Here is a 26,463-nt window from a genome sequence, read left to right on the forward strand (position 1 = left end):
TTGACCAGCGAGACTGGTGCGTTGGCGAGGTCGTCTTGCGGATTAACGCGAAATCGCGCCTGTCCGGGGGACAGGCGCGATTCGTGTGCGGCAGTTGCGGGCTACGGCTCCAGGCGGGTGGGGCCGCGGAACAGGTAGGTGACCTCGCGGATGGACGCCTGGTGCAGCATCAGCATCAGAACGCGGGCCAGGCCCATGCCGAAACCGCCGTGCGACGGCACACCGTAGCGGAAGAAGTCGAGGTAACCGGCGATCTCGGCCGGGTCCACGCCCTTCTCGATGGCCTGCTCCGTGAGCACGTCGATGCGGTGCTCACGCTGCGCGCCGGTGGAGATCTCGGTGCCGTTGAAGATCAGGTCGTAGCTGTTGGTCAGGCTCGCGTCGCCCTCGTGGCGCATGTGATAGAACGGGCGGATGCTCGACGCGTAGTCGGTGAGGAACACGAACTCGTGCCCGTAGGTCTCGGCGACGTACGCCGCGATCTGGCGCTCGCCCTCCGGGTCCATGTCGTCGTCGTCGCGGGGAACCTCGTAACCGCGGCTCTTGACGATCTCCTTGGCCTCGGCCAGCGGGATGCGCGGGAACGGCGTGCTCGGCACGGTGACCTCCACGCCGAACAGCGCGAGCACCTCCTCGCCGTGCTTGGCCTTGACCGCGGTGAACGCGGCCACGAGCAGGTCCTCGTGCAGCTTCATGACGTCTTCGTGGCTGTCGATCCAGCTGATCTCGGAGTCGACGCTGGTGAACTCGGTGGCGTGCCGGCTGGTGAAGGACGGGTCGGCCCGGAACGCCGGCCCCACCTCGAAGATCTTGCCGAAGCCAGAGGACTGCGCCATCTGCTTGAAGAACTGCGGGCTCTGCGCCAGGTAGGCCTTGGTGTCGAAGTACTCCACCTCGAACAGCTCGGCGCGGGACTCGCTCGCGCTGGCCATCAGCTTGGGGGTGTGCAGCTCGATGAAGTCGTGCTCGATCCAGTACGTGCGCAGCGCGTGCTCGAACGTGGTCTGGATGCGGAAGATCAGGCTCGACTTGGGCTGGCGCAGGTCGAGGAAGCGCCAGTCCATGCGCTTGTCCAGGCTGGAGTCCGCCGCGATGGGGGTTTCCGGGATGGCGTGCGTGACAACCTCGAGCGAGGCGAGCTTGATCTCGATGCCGCCGAGTTTGACCCGCTCGTCGTGCTTGAGCTGTCCGGTCACGGTGACGAAGCTGCCCTGGGACAGGCCGGAGATGGTGGTGGCCGGCTCGTCGTCGACGACGACACCCTCGGCATCCGTCGTGCGCGGATTGACCAGCTGCACCGCGCCGGATTCGTCTCGCAGAACGACGAATTGCACCTTCTTCTGGTCTCGGACGGTTTCGACCCACCCGGACACGGAAACGAGACCGTCGTCGAGGGCGGCAAGGTTCTTTATCAGTACGCGAGCATTCACCCCGCAAGTTTAGCCGCACAGCTCTCGGCGAATTCGCGGGTGACCCCTCCGTAGACTGGACTATGTGGTAGCTAGCCAGGTACATCTCGTGCGGCACGGTGAGGTTTACAACCCCGAACGCGTGCTTTACGGCAGACTTCCCGGCTTTCGACTGTCCGATTTGGGGCAGCGGATGGCTGAGGCGGCTGCCGCGGAGCTCGTCGAGCGCGGGCGCCCCATCGTGCGGGTCATCGCATCGCCGTTGCAGCGCGCCCAGGAGTCCGCCGCCCCGATCATGGCGGCCTTCGGCCTGCCGGTCCACCTCGACGAACGCATCATCGAACCCACGAACCGATTCGAAGGCACGCGGATGCGCGGACCCGGCGGCGCCCTGCGCGACCCACGCAACTGGCCCAGCCTGGTGAACCCGGCCCGGCCCAGCTGGGGCGAACCGTTCCGCTCCATCTCCACCCGGATGCTGGCCGCCATCGACGACGCGTTCCACTCCGTCGACGAGGGCGACGTCGTTCTGCTCAGCCACCAGCTGCCGATCTGGATGGTGCACCGCAGCCTGGCCCACGAACGCCTGGCGCACGACCCGCGCAAACGCCGCTGCGACCTGTCCAGCATCACCACGTTGTCGCTCGGCGGCAACGTGCCCGCCGAGATCGGTTATTCGAGCCCCGCCGCCGCCCTGCTGGTGCCGGCGAACGATGTGGGGGCAGTGTGAGCGGCCGCGCACGTCTTCGGCCTCTGGCGCTGGCCGGCCTGGTCAGCGTTGCCCTCGCCCTCAGCGGCTGCACGAGCGGAGACTCGCTCGCCGACCAGTACCGGGAAGGCAGCAGCAAGGGCTACATCGCCGGTGACGGCAGCGTCACAGAGATCCCCGCCGACGAACGCGGCGAGTCCGTGGAATTCGACGGCACCCTCGAAGACGGCTCCACCGTCAGCTCCGCCGACTACGCCGGCGAGGTGCTCGTGGTCAACTTCTGGTACGCCAGCTGTGCCCCCTGCCGGGCCGAGGCTCCCGACCTCAAGGAAATCAGCGAGCAATTCGCGGGCAAGGGCGCCAGCTTCCTCGGCGTGAACGTGCGCGACCAGGCCGCCAGTGCCATCGCCTTCAACGAGGCCTACGAGATCAGCTACCCGTCGGTGATGGACGTCGACGACGGTGGTTTGCAACTGGCCTTCAGCGGCAGCATCCCGCCCAACGCTGTGCCCACCACGCTGGTGCTGGACGCCTCGGGCCGGGTCGCCGCGCGCATCCTCGGCCAGGTCAACTCGCCGTCCATCCTCAAGACGCTGATCGAAGACACGATTGCCGAGGACGGCTAGGCGTGGGCAATCCCTTCGGTGAGATCGTCTTCAGCGGTCAACTGTTCCTGGCGATCCCGATCGCGGTGCTGGCCGGCCTGGTCTCGTTCGCGTCACCGTGTATCCTGCCGCTCGTGCCCGGCTACCTCGCCTATATCGGCGGTTTCGCCGATGGCAGCGCTGGGTCGAAACTCTCCGCGAGCCGCGGCCGCAACCGTCTGCTGCTCGGCGTGGCCCTGTTCATCCTTGGCTTCACCGTGGTCTTCGTGCTCACCGGCGTGGTGTTCGGCTTCGCTGGGTTCTGGCTCAACCAGTACCGAGACTTGATCACCCGCATCGCCGGCGCGATCGTAATCCTGCTCGGTCTGGTCTTCGTGGGCCAGTTCGGTGCCATGCAGCGCACCATCAAGACCTCCTGGCGGCCACGGATGGGCCTGGCCGGGGCCCCGGTGCTCGGCGCGGTCTTCGCGGTCGGCTGGACCCCGTGCACCGGACCCACGCTCACGGCCATCAACTCGCTGAGCCTGAGCACCGGATCGCCCTGGCAGGGCGGCCTGTTGGCGTTGTTCTACGCGCTCGGCCTTGGCATCCCGTTTCTGCTGATCGCCCTGGGCTTGAACTGGGCCACCGGGGCCGTAGCCTTTCTCAAGCGTCATATCCGAGCGATCAACCTGTTCGGCGGCGTGCTCCTGATCGTTATCGGGGTGCTCATGGTGAGCGGCGTGTGGAATGCCTGGCTCCTGAACCTGCAAGGGGTGATTGGCAGTTATGTCCCGGCCATCTGACCACATCGACTCCGCTCCGGCGCCCTCCGGCGACGGCATCAGCCAACCCAAGCTCGGCTTCACCGGCACCCTGCGCTGGTTCTGGCGCCAGCTCACCAGCATGCGCACCGCCCTGTTCCTACTGCTGCTGCTTGCCATCGCGGCGGTGCCCGGTTCGCTGGTGCCCCAGCGCAGCTCCGACCCGAACGGCGTCACCCAGTACTTCGCCGACAACCCCGACCTCGCGCCGATCCTCGACAACATCCAGGCGTTCGACGTATACGCGTCGGCCTGGTTTTCCTCTATCTATCTGCTGCTGTTCGTCTCGCTGATCGGCTGCGTGATCCCGCGCACCAAGCACCACCTGCAGGCGCTGCGCGCCCAGCCGCCGAAGACCCCGGCGCGGCTTGCTCGACTGGCCGGCTTCACCACCCGCACCGCCCCCGCGGGCACGGACGCGGCCGCCGCCGTCGTGTCCGCTCGCACCCTGCTCAAACAGGGCCGCTACCGGGTGGCCCTGTTCGACGGCCCGGAGGAGTTCTCCGCCTCGGCCGAGCGCGGCTACCTGCGCGAGACCGGCAACCTGGTCTTCCACTCCGCCCTGGTGGGCTTGCTCGTGGTCGTCGGCTTCGGCAGCGGCTTCGGTTTCAGTGGGCAACGGGTGCTCGTGGAGGGCCAGACCTTTGTGAACACGCTGCTGGCCTACGACTCGTTCAACCCCGGACGGTTCTTCAACGACACCGAACTCGACCCGTACACGCTCACCCTTGACGACTTCGAGGTGAGCTACGAGACCGCGAACCTCGAGGCGTTCGGCCAGCCCGTTGACTTCACCGCCGGCGTCACGGTGACCCCGCGCGGCGGCGACGCGAAGGACGGCGCGGTACGGGTCAACGACCCGCTGCGCACTGGCGGCACCAGCATCTACCTGCTCGGCAACGGCTATGCGCCCACCATCACCGTCAAGGACCCGGAGGGCACCGTGGTGTTCACCGACTCCGTGCCGTTCCTGCCGCAGGACGCCGACCTCACGTCGCTGGGCATCGTGAAGGTGCCGGACGGCCTGGCCGATCAGGTGGGCTTGGTCGGTTTCTTCTATCCGACCCAGGATGAGACCACCACCGGCTCCTACTTCTCCAGCTTCCCCGACCTGGAGTACCCGGTGCTCACCCTCAACGTGTACGCGGGCGACCTGGGGCTCGACGACGGTGTGCCCACCTCGGTCTACGCCCTCGACACCGACACCATGGAGCCGCTGGCCACCCGCACCAGCGACATCAAGCCGTTGGAGCTGAAACCCGGCCAGACGCAGGAGCTGCCGAACGGGTTGGGCTCGGTGACCTTCGAGAACGCCTCTCCGGACGCCGCCGCGGGGGACTACTCGGGTTCGGTGCCCCGGTTCGCCTCCTTCGACATCCACCACGACCCCACCCAGGGCTGGGTGCTCCTGTTCGCTGTGCTGGTGCTCGGTGGGCTCCTCACGTCGCTGTTCGTGCCCCGCCGCCGGCTCTGGGTGAAGGCCGTCGAGCAGGCGGATGGGTCGGTGCGCCTCGAATACGCCGGCCTCGCCCGCGGTGAGGACCCCGGCCTGGAGTCAGCGGTGACCGCTCTCGCCGACCGGCATGCGGCTGTGCTGGAACGTTCAGCCTCGGTCGTTAAACCCGTCGAACCCGCTTAGGCTGTAAAGGTGAATGTGAACGAGCTCTCGATCCTCAGCCTGTACTCGGCCATGGCCGTCTATGCGCTGGCGTTCATCGCCTTCGCGATCGACCTGTCCAAGCGCAGCGCCGCCGTGGATTCGGCCGAGCGGCCCGCCGCTGCCGCTGACAAAGCCTCGGTGGCCGGCGCGGTTGCCGCGGGTGGCAGCACCACGACGCTCACCCGCATCAGTGCCCGGATCGCCAACGACGCGGCGACCCCGTACGGCCGCTCCGCCAGCCTGCGCGTCGGCGTCTCGCTCCTCGTCCTGGCTTGGGCACTGCACCTGGTGGCCGCGGTGCTCCGCGGCATCGCCGCCGAGCGGGTGCCGTGGGCCAACATGTACGAGTTCGCGATGACCGGCACCCTGCTGATCGTCACGGTGTTCCTCATCGTCCTCACCCGCACCGACCTGCGGTTCCTCGGCACCTTCGTCAGCGGGCTGATCCTGATCCTGCTCGGCATCGGCGCCCTACAGTACTACGTGGAGGTGGCCCCGCTGCCGCCGGCGTTGCAGTCGGTGTGGCTCGTCATCCACGTGTTCGTGGCGTCGCTGGGCACCGGGTTCTTCGCGCTGGGCTTCGCGCTCTCGTTCGTGCAGCTGCTGCAGGCACGCCGCGAGGAGCGCGTCGGTACCGCCAAGCCCGGCCGGCTCAAATTCCTGCAGACGCTGCCGTCGGCGTTCACCCTGGAGAACCTGGCTTACAGAGTCAACATCATCGGCTTCATCCTCTGGACCTTCACCCTGATGGCCGGGTCGATCTGGGCGGAACGCGCCTGGGGCCGATACTGGGGCTGGGACACCAAAGAGGTTTGGACCTTCATCATCTGGGTGATCTACGCGGGGTACATCCACGCGCGGGCCACCCGCGGCTGGCGCGGATCGCGCTCCGCCTGGCTGGCCATCATCGGCTTCGCCGCGGTGATGTTCAACTTCGGCATCGTGAACGTCTTCTTCAAGGGCCTGCACGCCTACTCCGGCCTGTAGCCGCTCGCCCGGCGCTGTCGGGTGACCCTCTCGGGCGATGCGCGGGTGCAGCGCCGTTATGCGGCTGGCGCGCCATCCGCATAACGGCGCCGTGCCCGCACAGCTCCAGATCCCTCACGCGCAGAGCAGCGCGCGGGGCTCCGGCCGCGGGTCAGCCGGCGAGCAGCGCGTGCACGCGGGTGATCCGGGCGAGCCACCAGTCGCGGCGCTCGGGGCCGGCGGCGTACGTGTCGAGCAGGTCGGCATCCGGCACCACCCGGCGAACGGGGATGCTGCCATCGACCGGCAGCAGCGGCTCGCGGGTGACATCCGCGGCCAGCAGCGACGCCGTGGCCAGCCCGCAGTCGTAGTCGAGCTCGGGGAGGGCGGCGGCGAGGAACGCGCCCATGGAGATGCCGACCGAGGTGTCGAGGGCGCTGGAGACGATGAGCGGCAGGCCGGTCTCGGCCTGAATCGCGAGGACCGCGCGGATGCCGCCGAGCGGTTGCACCTTGACCACCAGGAGGTCCGCGGCGCCGGCGCGGGACACCAGCAGGGGGTCGGATTCCTTGCGCACACTCTCGTCGGCCGCGATCGGCAGGTCGAGGTAGTCGGTGCGACGACGGATCTCGGCGAGTTCGTCGATCGACGCGCACGGCTGCTCGACGTACTCGAGGTCGAACTCGGCTAGGGCGTGGATCGCGTGCTCAGCCTCGTCGAGGTTCCAGAGCCCGTTCGCGTCCACCCGGATTCGCCCCTCGGCGCCGAGGGCCTTGCGCACCGCGCGCACCCGCTCCACGTCTTCGGCGAGGGTCTGGCCGGGATCGGCCACCTTGACCTTGGCGGTGCGGCAGCCGGGGAACCTGGCCAGCAGCCCAGGAACGTCCGCCGCGTCGATCGCGGGAACCGTCGCATTCACCGGGATCCGGTCGCGCTTGATCGCCGGGGTCTCTTCCCAACCGAACTCCAGGGCGGCGCGCAGCCAGGCCGCGGCCTCCTCGTCGTCGTACTCCGCGAAGGGGGAGAACTCGGTCCAGCCCGCCGGCCCCTCGATCAGCACGGCCTCGCGGCTGGTAAGGCCGCGGAAACCGGTGACGAGGGGTAGGTCGACCACGCGGGCGGTGGCGAGCACGTCGTGCAGCGAAGGGAGCATGGCTCTAGTGTGCCAGCATCCGCGGGTCCGGCCCCGACCGGGTCATTCGGTCGAGTCGGCGATGAAGGTCTGCTCGTGGCTCAGCACGACCTCGGGGCCGTCAGGCTGCACGTCCACGATGGCGATCGCGGTACCGGGGGAGATCAGCAGGTAGGCATCCTGGTACCGGCCGGCACCGCTGTTCACCCGCAGCCAGGCGGGAACGCCCGACGTCACCGAAGCGGTGATCTCGGCACGCAACGACTCGATGGTGCGGTCGCCGATGGTGTAGGGCTTGCTGCCGTAGACGATGTCGATGCGGCTCACGAGTCATCCCTCCCGTTCGACGTGGTGCCGAGGCGGTGCGGCTCCGGAACAATCTGCAGGCCGCCGGACGAGTTCGCGGTCAGCATCAGCGCCTCGATCCAGTCCCGGTTGAGGCTGGGCGACCGGCCGCCGAAGTACTTGTACGCCAACGGGATGCTCGGATGCATCCAGATGGTGCTCCGGCCGTCACCGCCCTGAGGATCGTCACGCCAGGTGAAATAGAAGCACTCACCCCGGCGTAGCTTGGCACCGATCACCACTTGGATGTGCGCGAGCACCCGATCATCGAAATCCGCCGTGAGGCTTGAATCGTACGTCAGCTTGCCCATTGCACCACTCCGTTGATAGGGGTTGGTGTTACGCTACGCCGGTTTCGGCCTCTAGTCCCTGAGATATCGTTCGAGTCGTGGCACCTTTAGGAGGGCCAGAGCGCGCTTCTCGATCTGCCGCACCCGCTCCCGGGTGACACCTTGGATCACCGCGATCTGGTCGAGGGTTCGCGGCTCTTCACCGGTCAAGCCGAACCTGGCCGTGAGGATGGAGCGTTCCCGGTCGGGCAGGGCGTCGAGATAGAACGTGATGTCGGCCGCCCGCAGCGTGATCGTGGCGCACTCATCGGGCTGGGGCAGGTCATCATCGATGATCAGCTCGGCGATATCGCCGATGCCGTCGCCGACAGGAGCGTGCAGCGAAATGGGCTCGTTGTCATACTGCAGCAGGCGGGACACATCGCGCACCGCGATCTGCGACAGCTCGGCGATCTCCTTGAGCGTCGGTTCCCGGTCGAGGGTGCTGGTGAGGTCACGGCGGATGCGCTTGATCTTGTTGAGCTTCTCGGCGGTGTGCACCGGGATGCGGATCATGCGCGACTTGTCGGCCATGCCGCGGTGGATCGCCTGGCGGATCCACCAGGTCGCGTAGGTGGAGAACTTGAAGCCGGTCATGAAGTCGTATTTCTCCACTGCCCGCACCAGACCGATATTGCCGTCCTGCACCAGATCCATGATCGGTACGCCACGGCCCGAGTAGTGCTTGGCGATGCTCACGACGAGACGCAGGTTGGCCTCGATGAAGTGGTTCTTCGCGCGCCGGCCCTCGAAGACCAGGGTCATCAGCTCGCGCCTGAACTCGGGGTTCACCGGGTCTCCCTCGGCGTCGGCCCGGTTGACCTTCTCGTCGGCGAACAGGCCCACCTCAATCTTGCGGGCCAGATTCACCTCGTCCTCTGCCGAGAGCAGCGGACCCTTGCCGATGCGGCGCAGGTAGTCGCCGAAGGCATCCGTGGACGCCCGGCTGTACCGGGAGGTGGCGGCGGCGCTGGCAGCGGCCGACGGCGAGTACGACGATGAAATGGACTCGGTGGGCGGCGCGGGGGGGGTCTGCACGGCCTTCTGGGTGGCCCGAGTCTTCTGGGTGGTTCGAGTCGTTGGCGTCTGGACGATGGTTGTCATGCGAGGACCCCCCGGGTGAGAAGACTGGCTGTGGCGCGGTCAAAGGAAGTGAAGTAGGCACGTTCGCGCGGGCGACCGAGATTGGTCACCTCGAAGGCGCTTCCGACGATCTGGATGAAACCGAGCAGCGCGGTCGGGTCGTCATGCTCGATGGCATGATCCGCGACGCGCCATTCAGTGGGGGAGAGCTCGGTGATTTCAACGTCCGCAAGGTCAACGACTGTGTTTCCGGCGGTGCTGCTGGGGCTGACTATCGGGTTCTGAGCAAGAGCGGTGTGGGTTTCGGCGCTGATGACGGGTGCGTGTTCGGGTAACGCGGTGTCGGGTGCCGAGGGGCTGTTGTGAAACATGACCACCTCCAGGTCTTTCGGGTGAGATAAGTACACTGCTCGGCATTACGCGCGTTCAAGGGGTTGACGGGGGCGCCGCCGAGAAGGTACAACTGAAGAGCCCTCATGTCTCGTGTGAGCGGTCCCAGGTTTCATCCCCCCGCGTGCCTCCCATGCTGACGCGTAGGCTGATCCCATGCCCGAACTGGTTTCAGAGATCTTCGACCCAACCCAGTGGCGTTCGGTGGCGGGCTTCGGCTCTCTCGCCGACATCACCTACCACCACGACCTCACCGGACGCATCGCCCGTGTGGCCTTCAACCGTCCAGAGGTGCGCAATGCCTTCCGGCCGCAAACCGTTGACGAGCTTTACGCCGCCCTCGAGGACGCCCGCACCAATCCGCACATCGGCGTGGTGCTGCTCACCGGCAACGGCCCGAGTCCTAGAGACGGCGGTTGGGCATTCTGCTCAGGCGGCGACCAGCGCATCCGCGGCCGGGACGGCTACAAGTACGGCGAGGGCGAGACAGCCAGCGGCATCGACAAGGCCAGGGGCGGCCGCTTGCACATCCTGGAGGTGCAGCGTCTGATCCGCTTCATGCCCAAGGTTGTCATCGCCGTGATCCCGGGCTGGGCGGCCGGCGGCGGGCACTCGTTGCACGTGGTCTGCGATCTCAGCATCGCCAGCGCAGAGCACGGCAGATTCAAGCAGACGGATGCCGATGTCGGCTCCTTTGACGGCGGTTACGGCAGCGCATACTTCGCCCGCCAGGTCGGTCAGAAGGCAGCCAGGGAGGTCTTCTTCCTCGCCAGAGAGTACTCGGCCCAGCGCGCCCTGGAGATGGGTGCCATCAACGCGGTCGTGCCGCACGCCCAGCTGGAGAACGAGGCGCTGGACTGGGCGCGCACGATCCTGACCAAGTCGCCCACCGCCATCCGGATGCTCAAGTTCGCCTTCAACGCCGTCGACGACGGCATGGTCGGCCAGCAGGTCTTCGCGGGCGAGGCCACCCGACTGGCCTACGGCACCGACGAGGCCGTCGAGGGGCGCGACTCGTTCCTTCAGAAGCGCGAACCGGACTGGTCGCCCTACCCCTGGCAGTTCTAGGCGCATTCGTGAGGCCCGTTCGCGTCGTTCCCGTCGGCGATCCCCTGCGCGTGCTGGCTGAGTTGCGCCTGGCGCTCTCCGCCACCGATGAAGCGTTGTTGCCGGTGCCGGCGGGAGAAACCGGCACCGACCGCGAGAGTCTCGGACCGGTTCCGCGCCGCGTGGCCGTGGTGATCGAAACGTCCGGCTCGACGGCCGCGCCCAAACGGGTGATGCTCAGCACAGACGCGCTGCTCGCCTCAGCGTCGGCGTCCAGCCTCGCCCTCGGCGGCGACGGCCAATGGCTGCTTGCCCTGCCGGCCCACTACATCGCCGGGGTGCAGGTGCTCGTGCGGTCGATCGCGGCCGGCACGGAGCCCGTGCTGCTGCCGCCTGGGCACTTCGACCCGGCCGAATTCGCCGACTACGCCGGCCGGCTCGTCGAGCCGCTGAGGTTCACCTCACTGGTTCCCGTGCAACTGGCGCGGCTGCTGGATGCGGCGGAGGTCGACCCGGCGATCCTGGCCGCGCTCAGGCGGTTCACCGGTATCCTCGTGGGCGGCCAGGCGGTCGCCCCCGCCCTGATCGACCGGGCCGAGCGGCTCCGGATCCGGGTGCTTCGCAGCTACGGTTCGTCGGAGACCGCCGGCGGGTGCGTGTACGACGGCGTGCCGATCGGCAACACCGTGGTGCGCGCCGTCGACGGCCACCTCGAGATCAGCGGGTCGGTGCTCGCCGACGGGTACCTCGACGATGAGGAGCGCACCCGCGAGATGTTCGTGGACGACCGGGGTGTGCGCTGGTACCGCACGGGCGACCTGGGTGTGGTTGCCGCGGACGGCACCGTGAGCGTCACCGGACGGGCCGACAACGTGATCATCTCCGGAGGGGAGAAGGTCTCCCTCGACGCCGTGGAGGCCCTGGTGCGCACGCTCCCGGGCCTGGGCAACGCCGTCGTGGTGCGCGCGAACGACCCGGTCTGGGGACAGGCCGCGGTGGTCGTGCTGGCCGCGGACCAGGCGCCGGCACTGGAGCCCGTGCGCTCCGCCGTGGCCGCCGAGCTCGGCCGCGCCGCCCGACCGGTCCGGATCGTGACGGTCGGGACCATCCCACTGCTGGCGTCCGGGAAGCCGGACCGGCACGCCGTGGAGCGGCTCGTGGGGCGCTGAACCGCCCCACCGTGCCGGCCGGCGGGGCTCCTCGGCCGCCGCCCGGATGCGGCCAGTAGCATGAGGTCGTGGCACATGGAGCGCGGCCGAACGAGCCGAAACAACAGAAATCCCGTCAGACCAGCCCGACCGGTACCCGGAATCCGGCCTCTGGCGGGCCGAAGAACCCGGCGAAGTCGGGCAACCCGGCCCGTAAGAGCGGTGCGGTGACCGGCCCCGCCCGCAGCGAGCCGGCGAGCCTGGGCGACTGGATCTCCGGTGCGCGCCTGCGCACCCTGCCGCTGGCCATCGCGCCGGTGGCGCTGGGAACCGGAGCGGCGGTCGTTGCGGGCGGCGCCGGCGAGTTCCACTGGGTGCGGGCACTGCTCGCGCTGGTGGTGGCGGTCAGCCTGCAGATCGGCGTGAACTACGCCAACGACTATTCCGACGGCATCCGCGGCACCGACAACCACAGGGTCGGCCCGGCCCGGCTCACCGGCGGCGGAGCGGCTCAGCCCCGCGCCGTGCTGACCGTGGCGCTGGCCTTCTTCGCCGTCGCCGCCGTCGCCGGCCTGGTGCTCGTGATCCTGAGCCAGTTCTGGTGGCTGCTCGCGGTGGGCGCCCTGGCGATCGCGGCGGCCTGGTTCTACACGGGCGGCACGAAGCCGTACGGCTACCTGGGCCTGGGCGAGCTGTTCGTGTTCGTCTTCTTCGGCCTGGTGGCCACCGTCGGAACCACCTATGTGCAGGTGGGCACCGTCAACCTGGAGAGCTGGCTGAGCGCCGTGGCCATCGGGCTGATCGCGTGCGCCGTGCTGATGGTGAACAACCTGCGCGACATCAAGCCGGACAAGGTCGCCGGCAAGCGCACCCTCGCCGTCTGGATCGGCGCCCGCGCCTCCCGCGTCGTGTTCTGCGTGTTCCTGCTGGTGCCGTTCGTCATCGCGGGCTTCTTCGCGCTGTTCTACCCGCTGGCCTGGTTCACGTTCTTCGTGCTGCTGCTGGTGCTGCCGGCCTGCCTGATCGTGGCGACCGCGAAGACGGCGAAGGAACTGATCCTGGCGCTCAAGCTCACCAGCATGGCGGCGCTGCTCTACGGCATTTTGCTCGGGCTGGCGTTCGCGCTGTAACCGGGCAACTATTGCCCGTTCGGACAAAAGGTCCCGGTGTGCCGGGCGCATTTGTCCGTTCTGGACACAGATGGCGGAGCCTCAGGCGGCTCAGCGGATGGCTACGGCGCGCTGGGCTGCGGCGCGGAGGGCTACGGTCCTGTGGGGGACTGGCCGGACCGGGGCGCTCCAGACTCTGCGCGGTCGACCGCGGCATCCTCTGACTCGGCGTCCGGGTGCACGGGTTCCTTCTCGCGGTGCCGCACCTCGTAGAGGCCACGGGCGACGGTGTCACGCGGGCTGCGCAGGAAAATATAGGACAGGCACACGCCGATCACGGCGGCCAGCAGAGCGGCCAACCAGCCCTCGATGCCCAGCACCAGCAGCAGCACGAAGGGCGCGGCGAACATCAGGACCCGGAGCACGGTGAATACCAACCACGCTGGAACAGCTTTCATACCTCCAGCTTAAGCCGTGCTGCTGAGAGTACTCACCGATCTCTCGGCTGACCGGCCTACAATTAGCAACATGTTCCGCCTGTTGTTCGGCCTCGGAGTCGTCGTTGTCATTCTCACTGTCTATGCGGCGGTGGATTGCGCGGTTTTCGACCGCAATCGCATCCGAGGAATTCCCCGGTGGGCGTGGATCCTGGTGATCATTCTTCTCCCCGTGATCGGTCCCGTGCTCTGGTTGCTGATCGGTCGCGGCCGCCGAACCAGCGCCGCGAGCACCGGCGGGAGGATCACCCGGTCGATGGCTCCGGACGACGACCCGGACTTCCTGCGCGGCCTGGACCGCGCCAAGGACCAGGAACGGCGCATCCGCGACCTGGAGCAGGAGCTGGCTGACTTCGACAAGATGGATCCCCCAACCGACGGCCCTTCCCGGCCCGGCACCACTGGACTCGACCCCAAGAAGACCGAACCCGGTGACGGCGACCAGCCGGGCCGACGGGATGCCTGAGAGAACACAGGACACCGGATCGACCCCGCGCCCTGACGCGGGTCCTCCGCGCCAGGTCGCGCAAAGCGGCAGCCCCGCCACCGACTTCAGCGTGGCGCTACTGGCCGAGTTCGTGCGACTCGGCGTGCGGGACATCGTGCTCAGCCCGGGGTCGCGGTCACAGGCGCTGGCTCTGGCTGCCGCCGAGTTCGAGCGCCTCGGCCTGCTCCGCCTGCACGTGCGCATCGACGAACGCGGCGCCGGTTTCCTCGCGCTCGGCCTCGCCATCGAGAGCGGCCGCCCCGCGCTCGTGGCCTGCACCTCCGGCACTGCCGTGGCCAACCTGCACCCCGCGGTGCTCGAGGCCCACCACTCGGTCGTGCCCATGATCCTGCTCACCGCCGACCGGCCCGCCGAGCTGCGGGGCATCCGCTCGAACCAGACCACCGTGCAGCCGGGCATCTTCGCCGGCGCCGTGCGTCTCTGCCAGGACGTGAGCGCTCCAGACGGATCCGCCGGCCAGGCCGAGGCGGCTGTGACCCTGGCCGGACTGGCCTACCAGACGGCGACGGGCACGCACACCGCCAACCCCGGCCCGGTGCAGCTGAACCTGGCGTTTCGCGAGCCACTCTCCGCTGCCGTCGACCTCGCCGCTGACAGTTCGGTCGCCGGCCTCGCCGTCGCGGGCGATACAGCAGGGCAGGGCCAGCCGGATGCGTCGCCGCCCGCAGGCGTCGCCCCGCCGCTGTTGTTGTCGTCCGGTCCCCGCACCGTCGTCGTGGCCGGCGCCGGAGCCGGCCCGGCCGCGGAAGAACTGGCCCGCAGCGCCGGATGGCCGCTGATCGCCGAGGTGTGCAGCGGCGCCAGGTTCGGCCCGAACCTCATCGTGGCGTACCGCGACCTGCTCGGGGACGCCGATTTCGGCGGCCAGATACAGCGTGTGATCGTGTTCGGCCACCCCACCCTCAGCCGGGAGATCCCGGCGCTGGTACAGCGGGCGGATGTGGAGACCATCGTCGTGGCCCCGGCGGGGCTGGAGTGGTACAACCCCGGCCACCGGGTGGCTAGGTTCGCCCGCGCCGTCGCCGCCACCGACGAGGCCATCGCGGTCGCGGGCACCCGCGAGGCCCGCGCCTGGGTTGGCCGCTGGGTGATGGCGAGCCGGCACATCCTGGCCCAGGACACCCAGCTCGACACCCCGCCCTTCGGCGCCTACGGCATGACCCGCGCCGAGTTCGCCGCGATGAAGGCCCCGGTCACCCGCGCGATCCTCGCCGACGCGCTCTGGCGCGCCTCCTGGCCGCACGACCGCCTGGTGCTCGGCGCGTCCAGGCTGATCCGTGAGCTGGACACCCGGGTGAGCGGCAAGAAGATCACCGTGCACGCCAACCGCGGCCTGGCCGGCATCGACGGCACGATCGCCACGGCGGTGGGCATCGCGCTGGCCAGCCAGTCCGGCCCGGAGCCCAGGTCGACCGGCACCACCCGTCTGCTCGTTGGTGACGTCACCCTGCTGCACGACTCAGGGTCGCTCCTGATCGCACCCGGCGAAACCCGGCCCCGGCTACAGGTGGTGGTCGGCAACGACGGCGGCGGAACCATCTTCGACGGCCTCGAGGTGGCGGCGACGGCCGCGCCCAGCGCTGTGGACCGGGTGCTCTTCACCCCGCACCGGGTGGACCTGGAGGCCCTGGCCGCCGCGTACGGCTGGTCGTACACCCGCGCCGCCACCCGAAGCGCTCTGGAAAGCGCCCTCACGGCTCCAGTGAGCGAGCCGACGATCGTGGAAGTGCCGCTCGCGCGCTAGCTCCGCGCCCGTCGCACCCGTCGCACCCTCCGCGCCCTCCGCGAGCCGTGAGAAAAGCCCCTGAAAACGCCGGTTTTTGGGGCTTAACTCACAGTTCGCGGGAGGTGGGGTGAGTGGGTGGGCTCCCGGACGGCGGCCTGCTCGGACTTGAGCTCCTGGGCCACCTGCAGCACGAGGTCCTGCACGCGCGGGGCGCGGGCGCAGGAACGCCACGAGCACGAACAAGCCCATGCCCGCCATGGCGGATATCAGCGTGGTCCAGCGATCCATGCTCCCCGGTGCCCGCGGTGCCCGCGGTGCCTGGGGGCCCCGGGCAGGGCGCGGCACCTCGGCTCGTTTGGTACCGTTGCTTCGTTCCGTCAAGACGTGCCGGACAGGCCCCCAGGAGTGCAGCATGAGCGGCAAGTCCTCTCCCGCCCGATCCACCCCGACCGGACCCGGCCCGGCGCGCGTGCCCGCCGACAAGCTCGCCCTGTCGGCGATGATCGTTGGCGTCGTGGCCTTCCTCGGTGGCTGGCTGCCCGTGCTCGGCCTGATCCTCGGCACCGTCGGCGTTGTCCTCGGCCTGCTGGCCAAGCGGAACTCCAACCGTCCCGAGCTCGGCCTGACCGCCCTGATTCTCTCGATCATGGCCGTGCTGACCAACGTCGTGGTCGACGTGATCGTGATCATCTCGATCGTGACCCAGGCCAACAACCTGCCCGGGTAGCCGCCGCGTCGCTCGGCCGCGCGGAGCATCCGCTAACTGGGCCCGCTGCGGACAACTTCACCCGGCGTGCCGGGACCAATTGTCCGGAACGGGCACAGTTACGGGCCACGGGCCACGGGCCACGGGCCACGGGCAACGCGCTACGCGCCACGGGCCACGGGCCACGGGCCACGGGCAACGCGCTACGCGCCACGGATGCCGGGCCGCGCGAACGACCTAGCCGAACGCCTCGACGATGGGGCGGAACTTCATCTTCGTCTCGGCCAGCTCGCGGTCGGGGTCGGAGTCCAGCACGATGCCGCAGCCAGCGTACGCGGTGACGTCCCCGGCCGGGGTGACCTGCGCGCAGCGCAGCGCGATGGCCCACTCGCCGTCGCCGTCGGCGCCTACCCAGCCCACCGGGCCGGCGTAGCGGCCGCGGTCGAAGGGCTCCAGTTCGCGGATGAGCGCGAGCGCGTCCTGCGTGGGGGTGCCGGCGACGGCGGCGGTCGGGTGCATCGCCGCAATCAGGTCCAGCGAGGTGGACCCGTCGCTCAGGGTGCCCTCGACGTCGGTGGCCAGGTGCCAGAGGTTGGGCAGCTTCACCGTGAACGGGATCTCGCTCGTGGTGAGCACCGAGGTGTGCGGGCGGAGCGCGGCGAGCACACTCTGCACGGCGAATTCGTGTTCGTCGCCGTCCTTGCTCGAGGTGGCCAGCGCGAGGGCAGCCTCGAGGTCGGCCGCGGCATCCGCCCCACGGGAAATCGTTCCGGCGAGCACCCGCGCGTTGACCTCGTTGTGGTCGGCCCTGATCAGGGTCTCCGGGCTGGAGCCGATGAGGCCGTCGACGGCGTAGGTCCAGCAGTCCGGGTAGCCCAGCGCCAGTTCGGTCAGCAGACGGCGCAGGTCGGATTCGGTGGGCAGCCGGCCGACCAGCTCGCGGGCGAGCACCACCTTGCTCAGGTCCTGGGCGCCGATGTGCTCCACCGCCGCGGCGACGGCTGCCCGGTAGCCGGCCGGCTGCAGGGCGCCGGGCAACAGCGAGATGCGGTACTCGTCGCCGAGCGGATGCAGCGCCAGCGGAATCTCCGGGGCCGCCTGGCCCGTGGGCCAGATGCGGGTGACCCAGCATTGGCCGTCCTCACGGCCCACGATCACCTCGGGCACGATCAGCACGCTGGTCTGGCTCGACGAATCGTCGAAGGCGAAGGTGCCGAACGCCAGAAGACCGGTGCCCGTGCGGGTGAGCGGGTCGGTCACCGTGGCGGCCGCGACGACGTCGCGCCACGCGGCGGCGGCATCCGTCATGCGGGTGGGCCCGGAGAACTCCAGCCGGAGCGCCGTGCCGATGCCGGCGAGGCCCTGGTTGCGGCGCATCCAAAGCAGCGGTGCACGCTCGTCGAGCAGCAGGACCAGCTGGCGAATGTCGGCAATCGGGGAGGTTTCAACCGTTAGAGCGGGCGCATTCACTCGTCTACCCTACGCCCGCGCCCGCGGATACCCGGGCCGCGCCCCGCAATCTAGACTGGACTGGTGAGTAGAGCAGATCTTAATAAGCAGCCAGCACAGGTCGCAGCCATGTTCGATCTGGTCTCGACGCACTACGACCGCACCAACGCGTTGCTCTCGGTGGGCAACGCCTCGCTGTGGCGCGTGGCCACCACCAGGGCGGTCGACCCGCAGAGCGGCGAGCGGATCCTCGACATCGCGGCCGGCACCGGCACGTCCAGCGTCGCCCTGTCGCACACCGGCGCGCACGTTGTGGCCGCTGATTTCTCCGAGGGCATGATCAAGGTGGGCCGGCAGCGCCACGCCGGTAACCCGAACGTCGAGTTCGTGCAGGCGGATGCCACCAGTCTGCCGTTCAAGGACGGCGAGTTCGACGCCGTCACCATCTCCTTCGGGCTGCGCAACGTCGTGGAGCCCAAGAAGGCCATCGCCGAGTTCTACCGGGTGACCAAGCCTGGCGGCCGCCTGGTCATCTGCGAGTTCTCCACCCCGCCGATCACGCCCATCCGGGTGGGCTACTTCGCCTACCTCAACCACGTGATGCCGCGCATCGTGAAGCTGGCCTCCTCCAACGCCGAGGCCTACGACTACCTCGGCGAGTCCATCGCCGCCTGGCCGAATCAGCCCACGCTCAGTGCCTGGCTGCGCGACGCCGGATACGATGCCGTGGCGTACCGCAACCTCAGTCTCGGTATCGTGGCTCTGCACCGCGGAATCAAGACCGCAGACGCCCCCGCTCCAACTTCCTGAAACTCCCAGATCCGATCGTTAGGCTAACAGAGTGAAATTGACCGCCCCCGTGGCCCGCCGTAGCCCGTCGGTAACGTCGCAGCTGGGCCTGAGCGATCGAATCTTCTCCACCCCCGCCGACCGGGGCCTGGCCACCAGCATCGACAACGGCCTGGAAGAGGTGAAGGCGACCCTGCTGGGCGAACTCGTCTTCGCCGACGAGATCGCCGCTGTCACCAGCCGGTACCTGCTCGATGCCGGGGGCAAGCGGGTGCGTCCGATGCTCGCGCTGCTTACCTCGCACCTGGGCGACGGCACCGTCCCCGACGTCATCCGGGCCGCCGCCGCCATCGAGATCACCCACCTCGCCTCGCTGTATCACGACGACGTCATGGACGACGCCGAGAAGCGCCGCGGCGTGCCCAGCGCCCAGGTGGTCTGGGGCAACTCCATCGCCATCCTCGCCGGTGACCTGCTCTTCTCCCGCGCCAACCAGCTGATGGGTCGGCTCGGCGAACGCGCCGTTCGTCTGCAGGGCGACACCTTCGAACGCCTGGTGCTCGGGCAGCTGCACGAGACCGTCGGCCCCAAAGACGGCGAAGACCCGGTCGAGCACTACATCCAGGTGCTCGCCGACAAGACCGGCTCCCTGATCGCCGCCGCCGCGCAGGCCGGCATCATCTTCTCCAACGCGCCAGAGGAGTTCGAGGAACCCGTTGTGCTCTTCGGCGAGCGGATCGGCGTCGCCTTCCAGCTCATCGACGACGTGCTCGACCTCTCGCCTCAGCCCGAGGAGACCGGCAAGGTGCCCGGCACCGACCTCCGCGCCGGTGTCGCCACCCTGCCGATGCTGCGCCTGCGTGAGCGGGCCGCAACGGATGCGCGCGCCGCGTCGCTGGTCGACCGTCTCGAGGCCGATGTGATGAAGAGTCAAGGCGTCGCCACCGACGCCGCCGACGCCGCGATTACCGCACTCCGCGAGCACGACGTCACCGCCCAGACTCTCGCGGAGGCCCACGGATGGGCCCGCGATGCCGTTGCCGCCCTCGACCCGTTGCCCAACGGCTCGGTGAAGAAGGCGCTCACCCGTTTCGCCGAGACCATCGTCGAGCGATCCAGCTAGAAAGGCTTTCATGACCAAGTTGCGATTGGCCATCGTCGGTGCCGGCCCCGCCGGCATCTACGCCGCAGACATCCTCCTCAAGGCGGAGCGGAACTTCGACGTCTCGATCGACCTGTTCGACCACCTGCCGGCCCCGTACGGACTGGTGCGGTATGGAGTGGCCCCGGACCACCCGCGCATCAAGGGCATCATCAACGCGCTCCGCGACGTGCTCGACCGCGGCGACATCCGCCTGTTCGGCAACGTGCGCTACGGCACCGACATCGCCCTGGACGACCTGAAGAAGCACTACAACGCGGTCATCTTCGCCACCGGAGCCGTGCGCGACGCCGACCTGGCCATCCCCGGCATCGAACTGGACGGCTCCTACGGCGCCGCCCGCTTCGTGAGCTGGTTCGACGGCCACCCTGATGTGCCCCGCACCTGGCCGCTCGAGGCCAAGTCCGTGGCCGTGATCGGCAACGGCAACGTCGCCCTCGACGTCTCCCGCATGCTCGCCAAGCACGCCGACGACCTGCTGCCCACCGAGATCCCTGCCAACGTCTACGAGGGCCTCAAAGCCTCGCCGGTGACGGATGTGCACGTGTTCGGCCGCCGCGGCCCCACCTCGGTGAAGTTCACCCCGCTGGAGCTGCGCGAACTCGGCGAGCTGAACGACGTGGACATCATCGTTTACGACGAGGACTTCGATTACGACGACGCGGCGCGAGCCGCAGTGGCCGGCAATAAGCAGGTCTTCGTGATCGACAAGGTCCTGAACCAGTGGCGAAAGCGTGAGACCGGCAACGCGTCCCGCCGGCTGCACCTGCACTTCTTCGCCCGCCCGGTGGAGGTCACCGACGACGGCAACGGCCACGTCGGCGGCTTCAAGTACGAACGCACCGCACCGGATGGCCACGGCGGCGTTGTCGGCACCGGCGAGATCCGTGAGCTGCCCATCCAGGCCATCTACCGGGCCGTCGGCTACTACGGTTCCTCGCTGCCGGGCATCCCGTTCGACAAGAAGCGCGGTGTGATCCCCAACCGTGAGGGCCAGGTGCTCTGGAAGGGCGAGCCCGGCTTCGAATCCAGCACCGCCGGCCAGCAGATGTACGGCGTCTACGCCACGGGCTGGATCAAGCGCGGACCGGTGGGCCTGATCGGGCACACCAAATCCGACGCCATGGAGACCGTGCGGCACCTGATCAACGACGTGGGCAACTGGTGGCGCCCCCAGTCGCCCGCGGAAGAGAGTGTCATCGAGCTGCTCGACGACCGCGGCGTGGCCTACACCAACCTCGACGGCTGGCACCGGCTCGACCAGCACGAGCTCGCGCTCGGCGCCGAGCAGGGCCGGGTGCGCGTCAAGGTGGTGCCCCGCCACGACATGGTGGAGGTTTCGCGGGCGCAGGTTCCCGCTCAACTCTGAAACCCGGCCTAGGGTGGGGGCATGGGGGAGTTGGCGTGGCTGGAGGATGTCCTCGGGGACCGGTTCCAGCAACTGACGCTGCCGCTGGGCAGCGACGGCGAAGGCGATGTCGTCGCCACACTGGTGCGCTACCGGCCGCCGCTCGGCACTCTGGTGTCGCCGTTCGCCCCCGCGCACGGCGTTGATGTTCTCTACGTGCACGGATGGTCGGACTACTTCTTCCAGACCACCCTCGCCGAATACTGGCACGGTGTGGGCGCCCGCTTCCACGCCCTCGACCTGAGGAAGTACGGGCGCAGCCTGCGCGACCACCAAACCCCGGGCTACGTGGCCGACCTGGCCACCTACGACGCGGACATCGACGCGGCCCTGGCCGCGATGGGCCACGGCGAGAACGACGAACGGCCCTCCCGACGCCGCCTGGTGCTGATGGGGCACTCCACCGGCGGCCTCACCCTGAGCCTGTGGGCGGCCCGGCACCCCGGCCGGGCCAGCGCCCTGGTGCTGAACAGTCCGTGGCTGGAGTTCCAGACCGGCGGGGTGGGCCGAGCCTTCATCACGCCGCTGGTGCAGTTGGGGGCCCGCGTGCAGCCGCTGGGCACCCTGCCCCAGGTGGACCTCGGTTTCTACACCCGGTCGGTCTCGGCCGAACTCGACGGCGAGTGGTCCTACGAGTCGCGCTGGCGGCCGACCCGCGGTTTCCCGGCGCACCGGGCCTGGCTGAACGCCGTGCTCGAGGGCCACGCCGCCGTGGCGGCCGGGCTGGGCATCGAGGTGCCGATCCTCACGATGCTCTCGGCACGCTCGACGATCCTGCCTCGGTGGAACGATCAGATGCGGCACACCGACAGCGTGCTGGTGGTGGACGACATCGCCCGCGCCTCCGTGCGGCTGGGCTCCACCGTCACGGTGGCCCGCATCGAGGGCGCCCTGCACGACGTCATCCTCTCCGCCGAGGCCCCGCGCCGCGCCGCGTACGCCGCCCTCACCCGCTGGCTCCGGGCCTACGCGCCCTGAACCATCCGCGAACTGTGAGAAAAGCCCCGAAAAACGCGAGTTTTAGGGGCTTAGCTCACAGTTCGCGGGGTGGATCAGCGGAAGTTTACGAACTGGAGGGCTACGTCGAGGTCCTTGCCCTTCAGCAGGGCCATGGTGGACTGCAGGTCGTCGCGGCTCTTGGAGGAGACCCGGAGTTCGTCGCCCTGGATCTGGCTCTTGACGCCCTTGGGGCCCTCGTCCCGGATGATCTTGTTGATCTTCTTCGCGTTCTCCTGGTCGATGCCGGCCTTCATGCTGGCTTCGATGCGGTACTCCTTGCCGGAGGCGTACGGCTCACCGGTGTCGAGGCTGCGCAGCGAGATGCCGCGCTTGATCAGCTTCGACTCGAACACCTCGAGGATCGCCTTGACGCGTTCCTCGGTGTTCGCCTTCATGAGCACCTTCTCGCCGCTCATCTCGATGGATGCGCCGACGTTCTTGAAGTCGTAGCGCTGCGCCACCTCTTTATGAGCCTGGTTGAGCGCGTTGTCGACCTCCATGGGGTCGACCTTGCTGACGATGTCGAACGTAGAATCTGCCATGGGAGCCATGTTACCGAGAAGGGCCGGATGCCGCCCATCGGCCGCTCGATCAGTCGCCGGGGCGCGCTGTGCTGGAGCGCACGATGAGCTCAAACGGCATCGGGGTATCCAGTGTCGCCTGGTCGTGCTGGCCCGGATGCAGCTGGTCCATCAGGATCTCCACGGCCTTGGCGCCCTGGCCCTGGGGGAACTGCGCGATGGTGCTCAGGCCGAAGAAGTCGGCCAGCTCGTGGTCGTCGATGCCGATCACGGAGACGTCCCGCGGCACGACAAGGCCCAGGTCGCGCGCCGCCAGGATGCTGCCGATGGCCATCTCGTCGGACGCGGCGAAGATCGCCGTTGGCCGGTCGTGCGGGCTGCCCAGCAGTTGTTTGGCGGCCTGGTAGCCGCCGCGGATGGTGAAGTCGGCCGGCTGGAACAGTTCAGGGGCCACGCCGATGCCGGCTGCCTCCAGCGCGGCTTCGTAGCCGAAGCGCCGGTTGGTGGGCAGGTGGAAGTCGAGGTCGAAGTCCTTGTTGCCGCCGATGTGGGCGATCCGGGTGTGGCCGAGGGCCAGCAGGTGCTCGGTCGCGAGCCTGGCCACGGCGCCGTCGTCGATGGTGAGGGTGCGCACGCCCGTGATCGGGCCGCCCACGCCGACCAGCGGTTTGCCCAGCGCGTGCAGCCTGGCCACCTCGCTCTCGGTCAGCTCCAGGGAAATCGCGATCACGGCATCCACCCGCTGGCGCAGCAGGAAGTGCTCGAAGACGCTGCGACGCTCGCCGCCGCCGCCGGTGAGGTTGTAGAGCGTGAGGTCGTACCCGTTGTGCAACAGCGCCTTCTGGGCGCCCTCGACGACGCTGGAGAAGAACCAGCGGTTGAGGAACGGCACCACGACACCGATGTTCTTCATCCGGCCCGACGCCAGGCTGGATGCGTTCGAGGAGACCACGTAGCCCAGCTCGAGCGCGGCGGCCTTGACCTTGAGCCGGGTGGTGGGTGACACATGGCCATTTCCGCTCAGGGCGCGCGAAACCGTCGCGGTGGAGACGCCCGCACGGCGGGCGACCTCGTCGATGCCGACCATGGGGTTCCTTACCGGCGTGCAAGAAGGGGTATGAAGTGATCATATCCACCGGTTTGCGGGCCGGCTGCCGCGGCTGATTTCGCACTTGGGCCCTTCGGCTTGTATTCTGTCTGAGCGTCTCCGGTCACGTGGCTACATATGGCCGGGTATGCACTGGCGAGTTACCCAAGCGGCCAAAGGGATCTGACTGTAAATCAGACGGCGTAGCCTTCGTGAGTTCGAATCTCGCACTCGCCACAGCAAGGATGGGGCAAGACCAGCACAGCACCACCACCACCACCACAACGCGTCGGAGATCCGGCGCGTTTGTGCGTTAACCGGCCGGTCACCCTCCGCTCCTGTCGTCGGGGCGCGCTCTGGCGTACCGTGGGCGGATGACCCCCACCACCACGACCGAATTGCTCGCCCTCGCCCAGGAGACCGCCATGGTGGCCGGGGAGCTGGCCCGGCGCCGGCGAGCCGAAGGCGTTCAGATCGCGGCCTCGAAGTCGTCCCCCGAGGACGTGGTGACCCTCGCGGACCGGGAGACCGAGGCGCTGATCCGGGGCCTCTTGGCGGATGCGCGACCGAATGATGGCTTCCACGGCGAGGAGTCCACCGCCACCGCCGGCACCTCGGGCCTCACCTGGGTGGTCGACCCCATCGACGGCACCGTCAACTACCTGTACGGCATCCCCTTCTACGGCGTGAGCATCGCCGTGGTGGAGGGCGACCCCGACCCGGCCAGCTGGACTGCCCTGGCCGGCGCCGTGCGCAACCCGGCCATCGACGAGCTCTTCTCGGCCAGTGCCGGCGGCGGGGCGCACCTGAACGGCCGGGCCCTGCAAGTTGCCGGCGGGGTGCCGCTGTCCCTGGCCCTGTTCGGCACCGGATTCTCCTACGACTCGGTGCGGCGCACCCGCCAGGCGAACGTGCTGCACGGCTTGATCCACCGCGTGCGCGACGTGCGGCGGATGGGCGCGGCCTCGCTCGACCTGTGCTCGGTCGCCGCCGGCCGGCTCGACCTCTATTACGAACGCGGGCTGAACCCGTGGGACCACGCCGCCGGTGCCCTGGTCGCCGCCGAGGCCGGCGCCCGGGTGGGCGCATTCGGTGACGACCGTGAAGGCCTCAGCCTTCTCATCGCGGCCGCGCCCGATCTCTACGACGCGGCCGAGCCGCTGCTGGTGAATCTTTTCGAAGAATTTATGGCGGATGACGACATTTGAGGCTCTGGGCGCCGACGCGGCCGCCCTCGCCGCAGGATGGCAGGGAAAAAGCCGGAATTGCTATCACGCCTGACCCCTCCCGCGCATCCTCCACAGGGTGGGGTCTACCCCGTTTTCGGGTGTGATTCGGCGACATCAAATGGTGATTTCGCGCCTCGCAAGCTAGCCTTTATTCATTCGTTACTTTGGCCCCGGCCAGATTACGAGCCTCTCGTTCACTCAATCGCGCCGAAAGTACCCGCCCTTTGTCACGTCACACGCCGTTGTCGGATGCCTCTGTAGCCGACCCCAGTGACCCCTCACAAAGCAACGCCGGCCGGCACGGAACGCCCGGAGCTGACCGCGCGGCCGCCGCGCCCGAGCGCACGCTGACGCGTCGCGAACAGCGCGAACTCGAGCGCCGCGCCGCGGCCCGGACCGAACCGGCCTCGGCCGCCGACGCCGCAAGCGCGGAAAACACCGACTTTGTTGCCGTCGCCCACGTGGACGCCGATGTGATGGACGCCGAGCCCGCCGCCGGACTGTCACCCGAGGTCCACCGCCTGGTCGGCGCCGAGCTGGCCGAAACTCACCTCGAGGCAGTCGTCCTCAAGGAACGCGACCTGGCCCTGCCCGCCAAGCCGGCCTACGAGCAGATCCCGAGCGACGTTTCCCCGAACACGACCACCACGACCATCGTGCTGCCGTCGCGCGCGGCCCTGCGTGCCCAGCTGCGCGCCGCGTCGGCGAGCGACGACACCGCGCCAGCGACAGCGCCCGCCGCGGCGTCAGAGGCCCGCACGGAGCCGAGCGAGCCCGAGCGTACCCTTCCGGACTTCGTGCCGCGCGCCCGGGCGCTGCCGTCCGCGCCCAAGCGCGCCGACTCGACCCGCTCCGGCCACCACCGCATGCGCATGCTGGCCACCAAGGGTGGGTCGATCATCGCCATGTCCTTCGTAGCCTTGATGGCCGTAGCCACCTCGATCCCCGCGGACGCGCTACTGTCCTCGAGCGATGTGCAGGCCGCGGCCCTTGAAGCCAAGAAGCCCACCAGCGGCGCCGAGCCGACCCAGGTCATTAACTTGGCCAACGGCACCGACACCATCACGGTCGAGCAGGACAGCTACCAGTCGCAGTCCATCGCCGAGGTCGCCGCCGCGAGCGGCATCCGGATGGAAGACACCTTCAGCAACAATCCGAACGGAAGCATCCAGTGGCCGTTCGCGGTCGGCGTGCACGTTGGCGACCAGTTCGGCTACCGCAACTGCGCGGGCTGCTCGGTCAATCACGGCGGCCAGGACTTCAACCCCGGGATCGGAGCGCCCATCCAGGCGATCGCCGACGGTGTGGTCAGCTTCACCGAAGACGGCGAAGGCAGTCTCGGCGTGCACATGATCATCGAGCACATGATCGACGGTAAGAAGGTCTCCAGCGTGTACGCGCACATGGTGCACGGGTCGATGCTGCTGAAGACCGGTGACGTCGTCAAGGTGGGCCAGGTCATCGGCAAGGTGGGTTCAACGGGTATGTCGACCGGCCCGCACCTGCACTTCGAGATCCGCCTCGGCGGCATCAGCGGCACAAAGACCGACCCGTTGGTCTGGCTGTACGCCAACACCAACTAGCGCCGGTCAGGTCTTCTCACCAGGTCTCGACAAGCTCGACCAGCGTTGGCGTGAGGTCCTCTCA

27 protein-coding genes and 1 tRNA gene are annotated in these 26,463 nt (G+C 68.6%); 18 read left to right on the top strand and 10 right to left on the bottom strand.

What is annotated here, in order from left to right; genetic code table 11:
* Positions 1–101 precede the first annotated feature (101 nt).
* Complete coding sequence (gene aspS, locus BJQ95_RS01100; protein WP_130177047.1) at positions 102–1,415, bottom strand: aspartate--tRNA(Asn) ligase; 1,314 nt, start codon at positions 1,413–1,415, stop codon at positions 102–104.
* 79 nt (positions 1,416–1,494) lie between these two features.
* On the opposite strand from aspS, the gene BJQ95_RS01105 reads away from it, so the two are divergent.
* The 5 genes from BJQ95_RS01105 to ccsB are packed head-to-tail and all read left to right on the top strand — an operon-like array spanning position 1,495 to position 6,173.
* Complete coding sequence (locus BJQ95_RS01105; protein ID WP_130177000.1) at positions 1,495–2,139, top strand: histidine phosphatase family protein; 645 nt, start codon at positions 1,495–1,497, stop codon at positions 2,137–2,139.
* Positions 2,136–2,744 carry a TlpA disulfide reductase family protein gene (locus tag BJQ95_RS01110; protein ID WP_130177001.1) on the top strand — a complete coding sequence of 203 codons (609 nt, stop codon included), beginning with the start codon at positions 2,136–2,138 and terminating at the stop codon, positions 2,742–2,744. Before BJQ95_RS01105 ends, BJQ95_RS01110 begins: the two co-directional genes overlap by 4 nt.
* A gap of 2 nt (positions 2,745–2,746) precedes the next feature.
* A complete protein-coding gene (locus BJQ95_RS01115; protein WP_130177002.1) occupies positions 2,747–3,508 on the top strand; it encodes a cytochrome c biogenesis CcdA family protein in 762 nt (253 codons plus the stop codon).
* Positions 3,492–5,165, top strand: a complete 1,674-nt coding sequence (locus BJQ95_RS01120; RefSeq protein ID WP_130177003.1) for a cytochrome c biogenesis protein ResB — start codon at positions 3,492–3,494, stop codon at positions 5,163–5,165. Before BJQ95_RS01115 ends, BJQ95_RS01120 begins: the two co-directional genes overlap by 17 nt.
* Positions 5,166–5,216: 51 nt before the next feature.
* Positions 5,217–6,173, top strand: a complete 957-nt coding sequence (gene ccsB / locus BJQ95_RS01125; RefSeq protein ID WP_130177048.1) for a c-type cytochrome biogenesis protein CcsB — start codon at positions 5,217–5,219, stop codon at positions 6,171–6,173.
* 151 nt (positions 6,174–6,324) lie between these two features.
* Here the strand turns inward: ccsB and BJQ95_RS01130 are convergent, their stop codons facing one another.
* The 5 genes from BJQ95_RS01130 to BJQ95_RS01150 are packed head-to-tail and all read right to left on the bottom strand — an operon-like array spanning position 6,325 to position 9,412.
* Positions 6,325–7,305 (bottom strand): o-succinylbenzoate synthase, encoded by a 981-nt coding sequence (locus tag BJQ95_RS01130; RefSeq protein WP_130177004.1) that lies wholly within the window; start codon positions 7,303–7,305, stop codon positions 6,325–6,327.
* A 42-nt stretch (positions 7,306–7,347) separates the two neighbouring features.
* Positions 7,348–7,611, bottom strand: a complete 264-nt coding sequence (locus tag BJQ95_RS01135) for a hypothetical protein (protein WP_130177005.1) — start codon at positions 7,609–7,611, stop codon at positions 7,348–7,350.
* Complete coding sequence (locus BJQ95_RS01140; RefSeq protein ID WP_130177006.1) at positions 7,608–7,940, bottom strand: ATP-dependent DNA ligase; 333 nt, start codon at positions 7,938–7,940, stop codon at positions 7,608–7,610. The genes BJQ95_RS01135 and BJQ95_RS01140 overlap by 4 nt, the downstream gene beginning before the upstream one ends.
* A gap of 51 nt (positions 7,941–7,991) precedes the next feature.
* Positions 7,992–9,062 carry an RNA polymerase sigma factor RpoD/SigA gene (locus BJQ95_RS01145; RefSeq protein ID WP_130177007.1) on the bottom strand — a complete coding sequence of 357 codons (1,071 nt, stop codon included), beginning with the start codon at positions 9,060–9,062 and terminating at the stop codon, positions 7,992–7,994.
* Positions 9,059–9,412, bottom strand: coding sequence for a hypothetical protein (locus tag BJQ95_RS01150; protein WP_130177008.1), 354 nt, complete (start codon positions 9,410–9,412; stop codon positions 9,059–9,061). The genes BJQ95_RS01145 and BJQ95_RS01150 overlap by 4 nt, the downstream gene beginning before the upstream one ends.
* A gap of 175 nt (positions 9,413–9,587) precedes the next feature.
* Between BJQ95_RS01150 and BJQ95_RS01155 the strand changes: the two genes are divergently transcribed.
* The 3 genes from BJQ95_RS01155 to BJQ95_RS01165 all read left to right on the top strand — a co-directional run bounded on the left by BJQ95_RS01155 (position 9,588) and on the right by BJQ95_RS01165 (position 12,756).
* On the top strand, positions 9,588–10,499 hold the full coding sequence (locus BJQ95_RS01155; RefSeq protein ID WP_256041483.1) for a 1,4-dihydroxy-2-naphthoyl-CoA synthase: 912 nt from the start codon (positions 9,588–9,590) through the stop codon (positions 10,497–10,499).
* Positions 10,500–10,507: 8 nt separating this feature from the next.
* Positions 10,508–11,647: an AMP-binding protein gene (locus tag BJQ95_RS01160; protein ID WP_130177009.1), complete on the top strand. Its 1,140-nt coding sequence runs from the start codon at positions 10,508–10,510 to the stop codon at positions 11,645–11,647.
* Between the two features lie 206 nt (positions 11,648–11,853).
* Positions 11,854–12,756 (top strand): 1,4-dihydroxy-2-naphthoate polyprenyltransferase, encoded by a 903-nt coding sequence (locus tag BJQ95_RS01165; RefSeq protein ID WP_240694661.1) that lies wholly within the window; start codon positions 11,854–11,856, stop codon positions 12,754–12,756.
* A gap of 131 nt (positions 12,757–12,887) precedes the next feature.
* Here BJQ95_RS01165 and BJQ95_RS01170 read toward each other — a convergent pair whose 3' ends face one another.
* Entirely contained in the window at positions 12,888–13,193 is a 306-nt protein-coding gene (locus BJQ95_RS01170; RefSeq protein WP_130177011.1) for a DUF4229 domain-containing protein, read from the bottom strand.
* Between the two features lie 70 nt (positions 13,194–13,263).
* On the opposite strand from BJQ95_RS01170, the gene BJQ95_RS01175 reads away from it, so the two are divergent.
* From BJQ95_RS01175 to BJQ95_RS01185, 3 genes are all read left to right on the top strand, one after another.
* Complete coding sequence (locus BJQ95_RS01175; RefSeq protein WP_130177012.1) at positions 13,264–13,698, top strand: PLD nuclease N-terminal domain-containing protein; 435 nt, start codon at positions 13,264–13,266, stop codon at positions 13,696–13,698.
* Positions 13,691–15,484, top strand: a complete 1,794-nt coding sequence (menD, locus tag BJQ95_RS01180; protein WP_130177013.1) for a 2-succinyl-5-enolpyruvyl-6-hydroxy-3-cyclohexene-1-carboxylic-acid synthase — start codon at positions 13,691–13,693, stop codon at positions 15,482–15,484. Before BJQ95_RS01175 ends, menD begins: the two co-directional genes overlap by 8 nt.
* Before the next feature lie 394 nt (positions 15,485–15,878).
* Positions 15,879–16,193, top strand: coding sequence for a hypothetical protein (locus BJQ95_RS01185; protein WP_130177014.1), 315 nt, complete (start codon positions 15,879–15,881; stop codon positions 16,191–16,193).
* 216 nt (positions 16,194–16,409) lie between these two features.
* Here the strand turns inward: BJQ95_RS01185 and BJQ95_RS01190 are convergent, their stop codons facing one another.
* A complete protein-coding gene (locus tag BJQ95_RS01190; RefSeq protein WP_240694662.1) occupies positions 16,410–17,642 on the bottom strand; it encodes an isochorismate synthase MenF in 1,233 nt (410 codons plus the stop codon).
* Positions 17,643–17,750: 108 nt separating this feature from the next.
* Here BJQ95_RS01190 and BJQ95_RS01195 point away from each other — a divergent pair, with 108 nt between their 5' ends.
* Genes BJQ95_RS01195 through BJQ95_RS01210 form a run of 4 tightly spaced genes read left to right on the top strand, consistent with a single transcriptional unit; the run spans position 17,751 to position 21,958 of the window.
* Positions 17,751–18,431, top strand: a complete 681-nt coding sequence (locus BJQ95_RS01195; RefSeq protein ID WP_370688354.1) for a class I SAM-dependent methyltransferase — start codon at positions 17,751–17,753, stop codon at positions 18,429–18,431.
* A 31-nt stretch (positions 18,432–18,462) separates the two neighbouring features.
* Complete coding sequence (locus tag BJQ95_RS01200) at positions 18,463–19,533, top strand: polyprenyl synthetase family protein (protein WP_130177016.1); 1,071 nt, start codon at positions 18,463–18,465, stop codon at positions 19,531–19,533.
* Positions 19,534–19,543: 10 nt separating this feature from the next.
* A complete protein-coding gene (locus BJQ95_RS01205; protein WP_130177017.1) occupies positions 19,544–20,941 on the top strand; it encodes an FAD-dependent oxidoreductase in 1,398 nt (465 codons plus the stop codon).
* 21 nt (positions 20,942–20,962) lie between these two features.
* The gene (locus BJQ95_RS01210) at positions 20,963–21,958 is read left to right on the top strand and encodes an alpha/beta hydrolase (protein WP_130177018.1); all 996 of its coding nucleotides are present in this window, start codon (positions 20,963–20,965) and stop codon (positions 21,956–21,958) included.
* Positions 21,959–22,032: 74 nt separating this feature from the next.
* Here the strand turns inward: BJQ95_RS01210 and BJQ95_RS01215 are convergent, their stop codons facing one another.
* On the bottom strand, positions 22,033–22,521 hold the full coding sequence (locus tag BJQ95_RS01215; RefSeq protein WP_130177019.1) for a YajQ family cyclic di-GMP-binding protein: 489 nt from the start codon (positions 22,519–22,521) through the stop codon (positions 22,033–22,035).
* 49 nt (positions 22,522–22,570) lie between these two features.
* Complete coding sequence (locus BJQ95_RS01220; RefSeq protein ID WP_130177020.1) at positions 22,571–23,587, bottom strand: LacI family DNA-binding transcriptional regulator; 1,017 nt, start codon at positions 23,585–23,587, stop codon at positions 22,571–22,573.
* A 155-nt stretch (positions 23,588–23,742) separates the two neighbouring features.
* On the opposite strand from BJQ95_RS01220, the gene BJQ95_RS01225 reads away from it, so the two are divergent.
* The 3 genes from BJQ95_RS01225 (at position 23,743) to BJQ95_RS19415 (ending at position 26,399) form a co-directional block, all read left to right on the top strand.
* A tRNA-Tyr gene (locus BJQ95_RS01225) sits at positions 23,743–23,824 on the top strand.
* 137 nt (positions 23,825–23,961) lie between these two features.
* A complete protein-coding gene (locus BJQ95_RS01230) occupies positions 23,962–24,795 on the top strand; it encodes an inositol monophosphatase family protein (RefSeq protein ID WP_130177021.1) in 834 nt (277 codons plus the stop codon).
* 245 nt (positions 24,796–25,040) lie between these two features.
* The gene (locus tag BJQ95_RS19415) at positions 25,041–26,399 is read left to right on the top strand and encodes a M23 family metallopeptidase (protein WP_130177022.1); all 1,359 of its coding nucleotides are present in this window, start codon (positions 25,041–25,043) and stop codon (positions 26,397–26,399) included.
* Positions 26,400–26,463 lie beyond the last annotated feature (64 nt).

Origin of the sequence: Cryobacterium sp. SO1 (genome assembly GCF_004210215.2) — a bacterium.
GTDB lineage: Bacteria > Actinomycetota > Actinomycetes > Actinomycetales > Microbacteriaceae > Cryobacterium.

Excerpts from the sequence above, each read along its gene's own strand:
- menD (WP_130177013.1), top strand. The coding sequence starts at position 13,691 with ATGCCTGAGAGAACACAGGACACCGGATCGACCCCGCGCCCTGACGCG.
- BJQ95_RS01140 (WP_130177006.1), bottom strand. The coding sequence starts at position 7,940 with ATGGGCAAGCTGACGTACGATTCAAGCCTCACGGCGGATTTCGATGAT.
- BJQ95_RS01230 (WP_130177021.1), top strand. The coding sequence starts at position 23,962 with ATGACCCCCACCACCACGACCGAATTGCTCGCCCTCGCCCAGGAGACC.
- ccsB (WP_130177048.1), top strand. The coding sequence starts at position 5,217 with ATGGCCGTCTATGCGCTGGCGTTCATCGCCTTCGCGATCGACCTGTCC.
- BJQ95_RS01155 (WP_256041483.1), top strand. The coding sequence starts at position 9,588 with ATGCCCGAACTGGTTTCAGAGATCTTCGACCCAACCCAGTGGCGTTCG.
- BJQ95_RS01145 (WP_130177007.1), bottom strand. The coding sequence starts at position 9,062 with ATGACAACCATCGTCCAGACGCCAACGACTCGAACCACCCAGAAGACT.
- BJQ95_RS01130 (WP_130177004.1), bottom strand. The coding sequence starts at position 7,305 with ATGCTCCCTTCGCTGCACGACGTGCTCGCCACCGCCCGCGTGGTCGAC.
- BJQ95_RS01170 (WP_130177011.1), bottom strand. The coding sequence starts at position 13,193 with ATGAAAGCTGTTCCAGCGTGGTTGGTATTCACCGTGCTCCGGGTCCTG.
- BJQ95_RS01185 (WP_130177014.1), top strand. The coding sequence starts at position 15,879 with ATGAGCGGCAAGTCCTCTCCCGCCCGATCCACCCCGACCGGACCCGGC.
- BJQ95_RS01175 (WP_130177012.1), top strand. The coding sequence starts at position 13,264 with ATGTTCCGCCTGTTGTTCGGCCTCGGAGTCGTCGTTGTCATTCTCACT.
- BJQ95_RS01210 (WP_130177018.1), top strand. The coding sequence starts at position 20,963 with ATGGGGGAGTTGGCGTGGCTGGAGGATGTCCTCGGGGACCGGTTCCAG.
- BJQ95_RS01150 (WP_130177008.1), bottom strand. The coding sequence starts at position 9,412 with ATGTTTCACAACAGCCCCTCGGCACCCGACACCGCGTTACCCGAACAC.
- BJQ95_RS01220 (WP_130177020.1), bottom strand. The coding sequence starts at position 23,587 with ATGGTCGGCATCGACGAGGTCGCCCGCCGTGCGGGCGTCTCCACCGCG.
- BJQ95_RS01195 (WP_370688354.1), top strand. The coding sequence starts at position 17,751 with ATGTTCGATCTGGTCTCGACGCACTACGACCGCACCAACGCGTTGCTC.
- BJQ95_RS01215 (WP_130177019.1), bottom strand. The coding sequence starts at position 22,521 with ATGGCAGATTCTACGTTCGACATCGTCAGCAAGGTCGACCCCATGGAG.
- BJQ95_RS01205 (WP_130177017.1), top strand. The coding sequence starts at position 19,544 with ATGACCAAGTTGCGATTGGCCATCGTCGGTGCCGGCCCCGCCGGCATC.
- BJQ95_RS01120 (WP_130177003.1), top strand. The coding sequence starts at position 3,492 with ATGTCCCGGCCATCTGACCACATCGACTCCGCTCCGGCGCCCTCCGGC.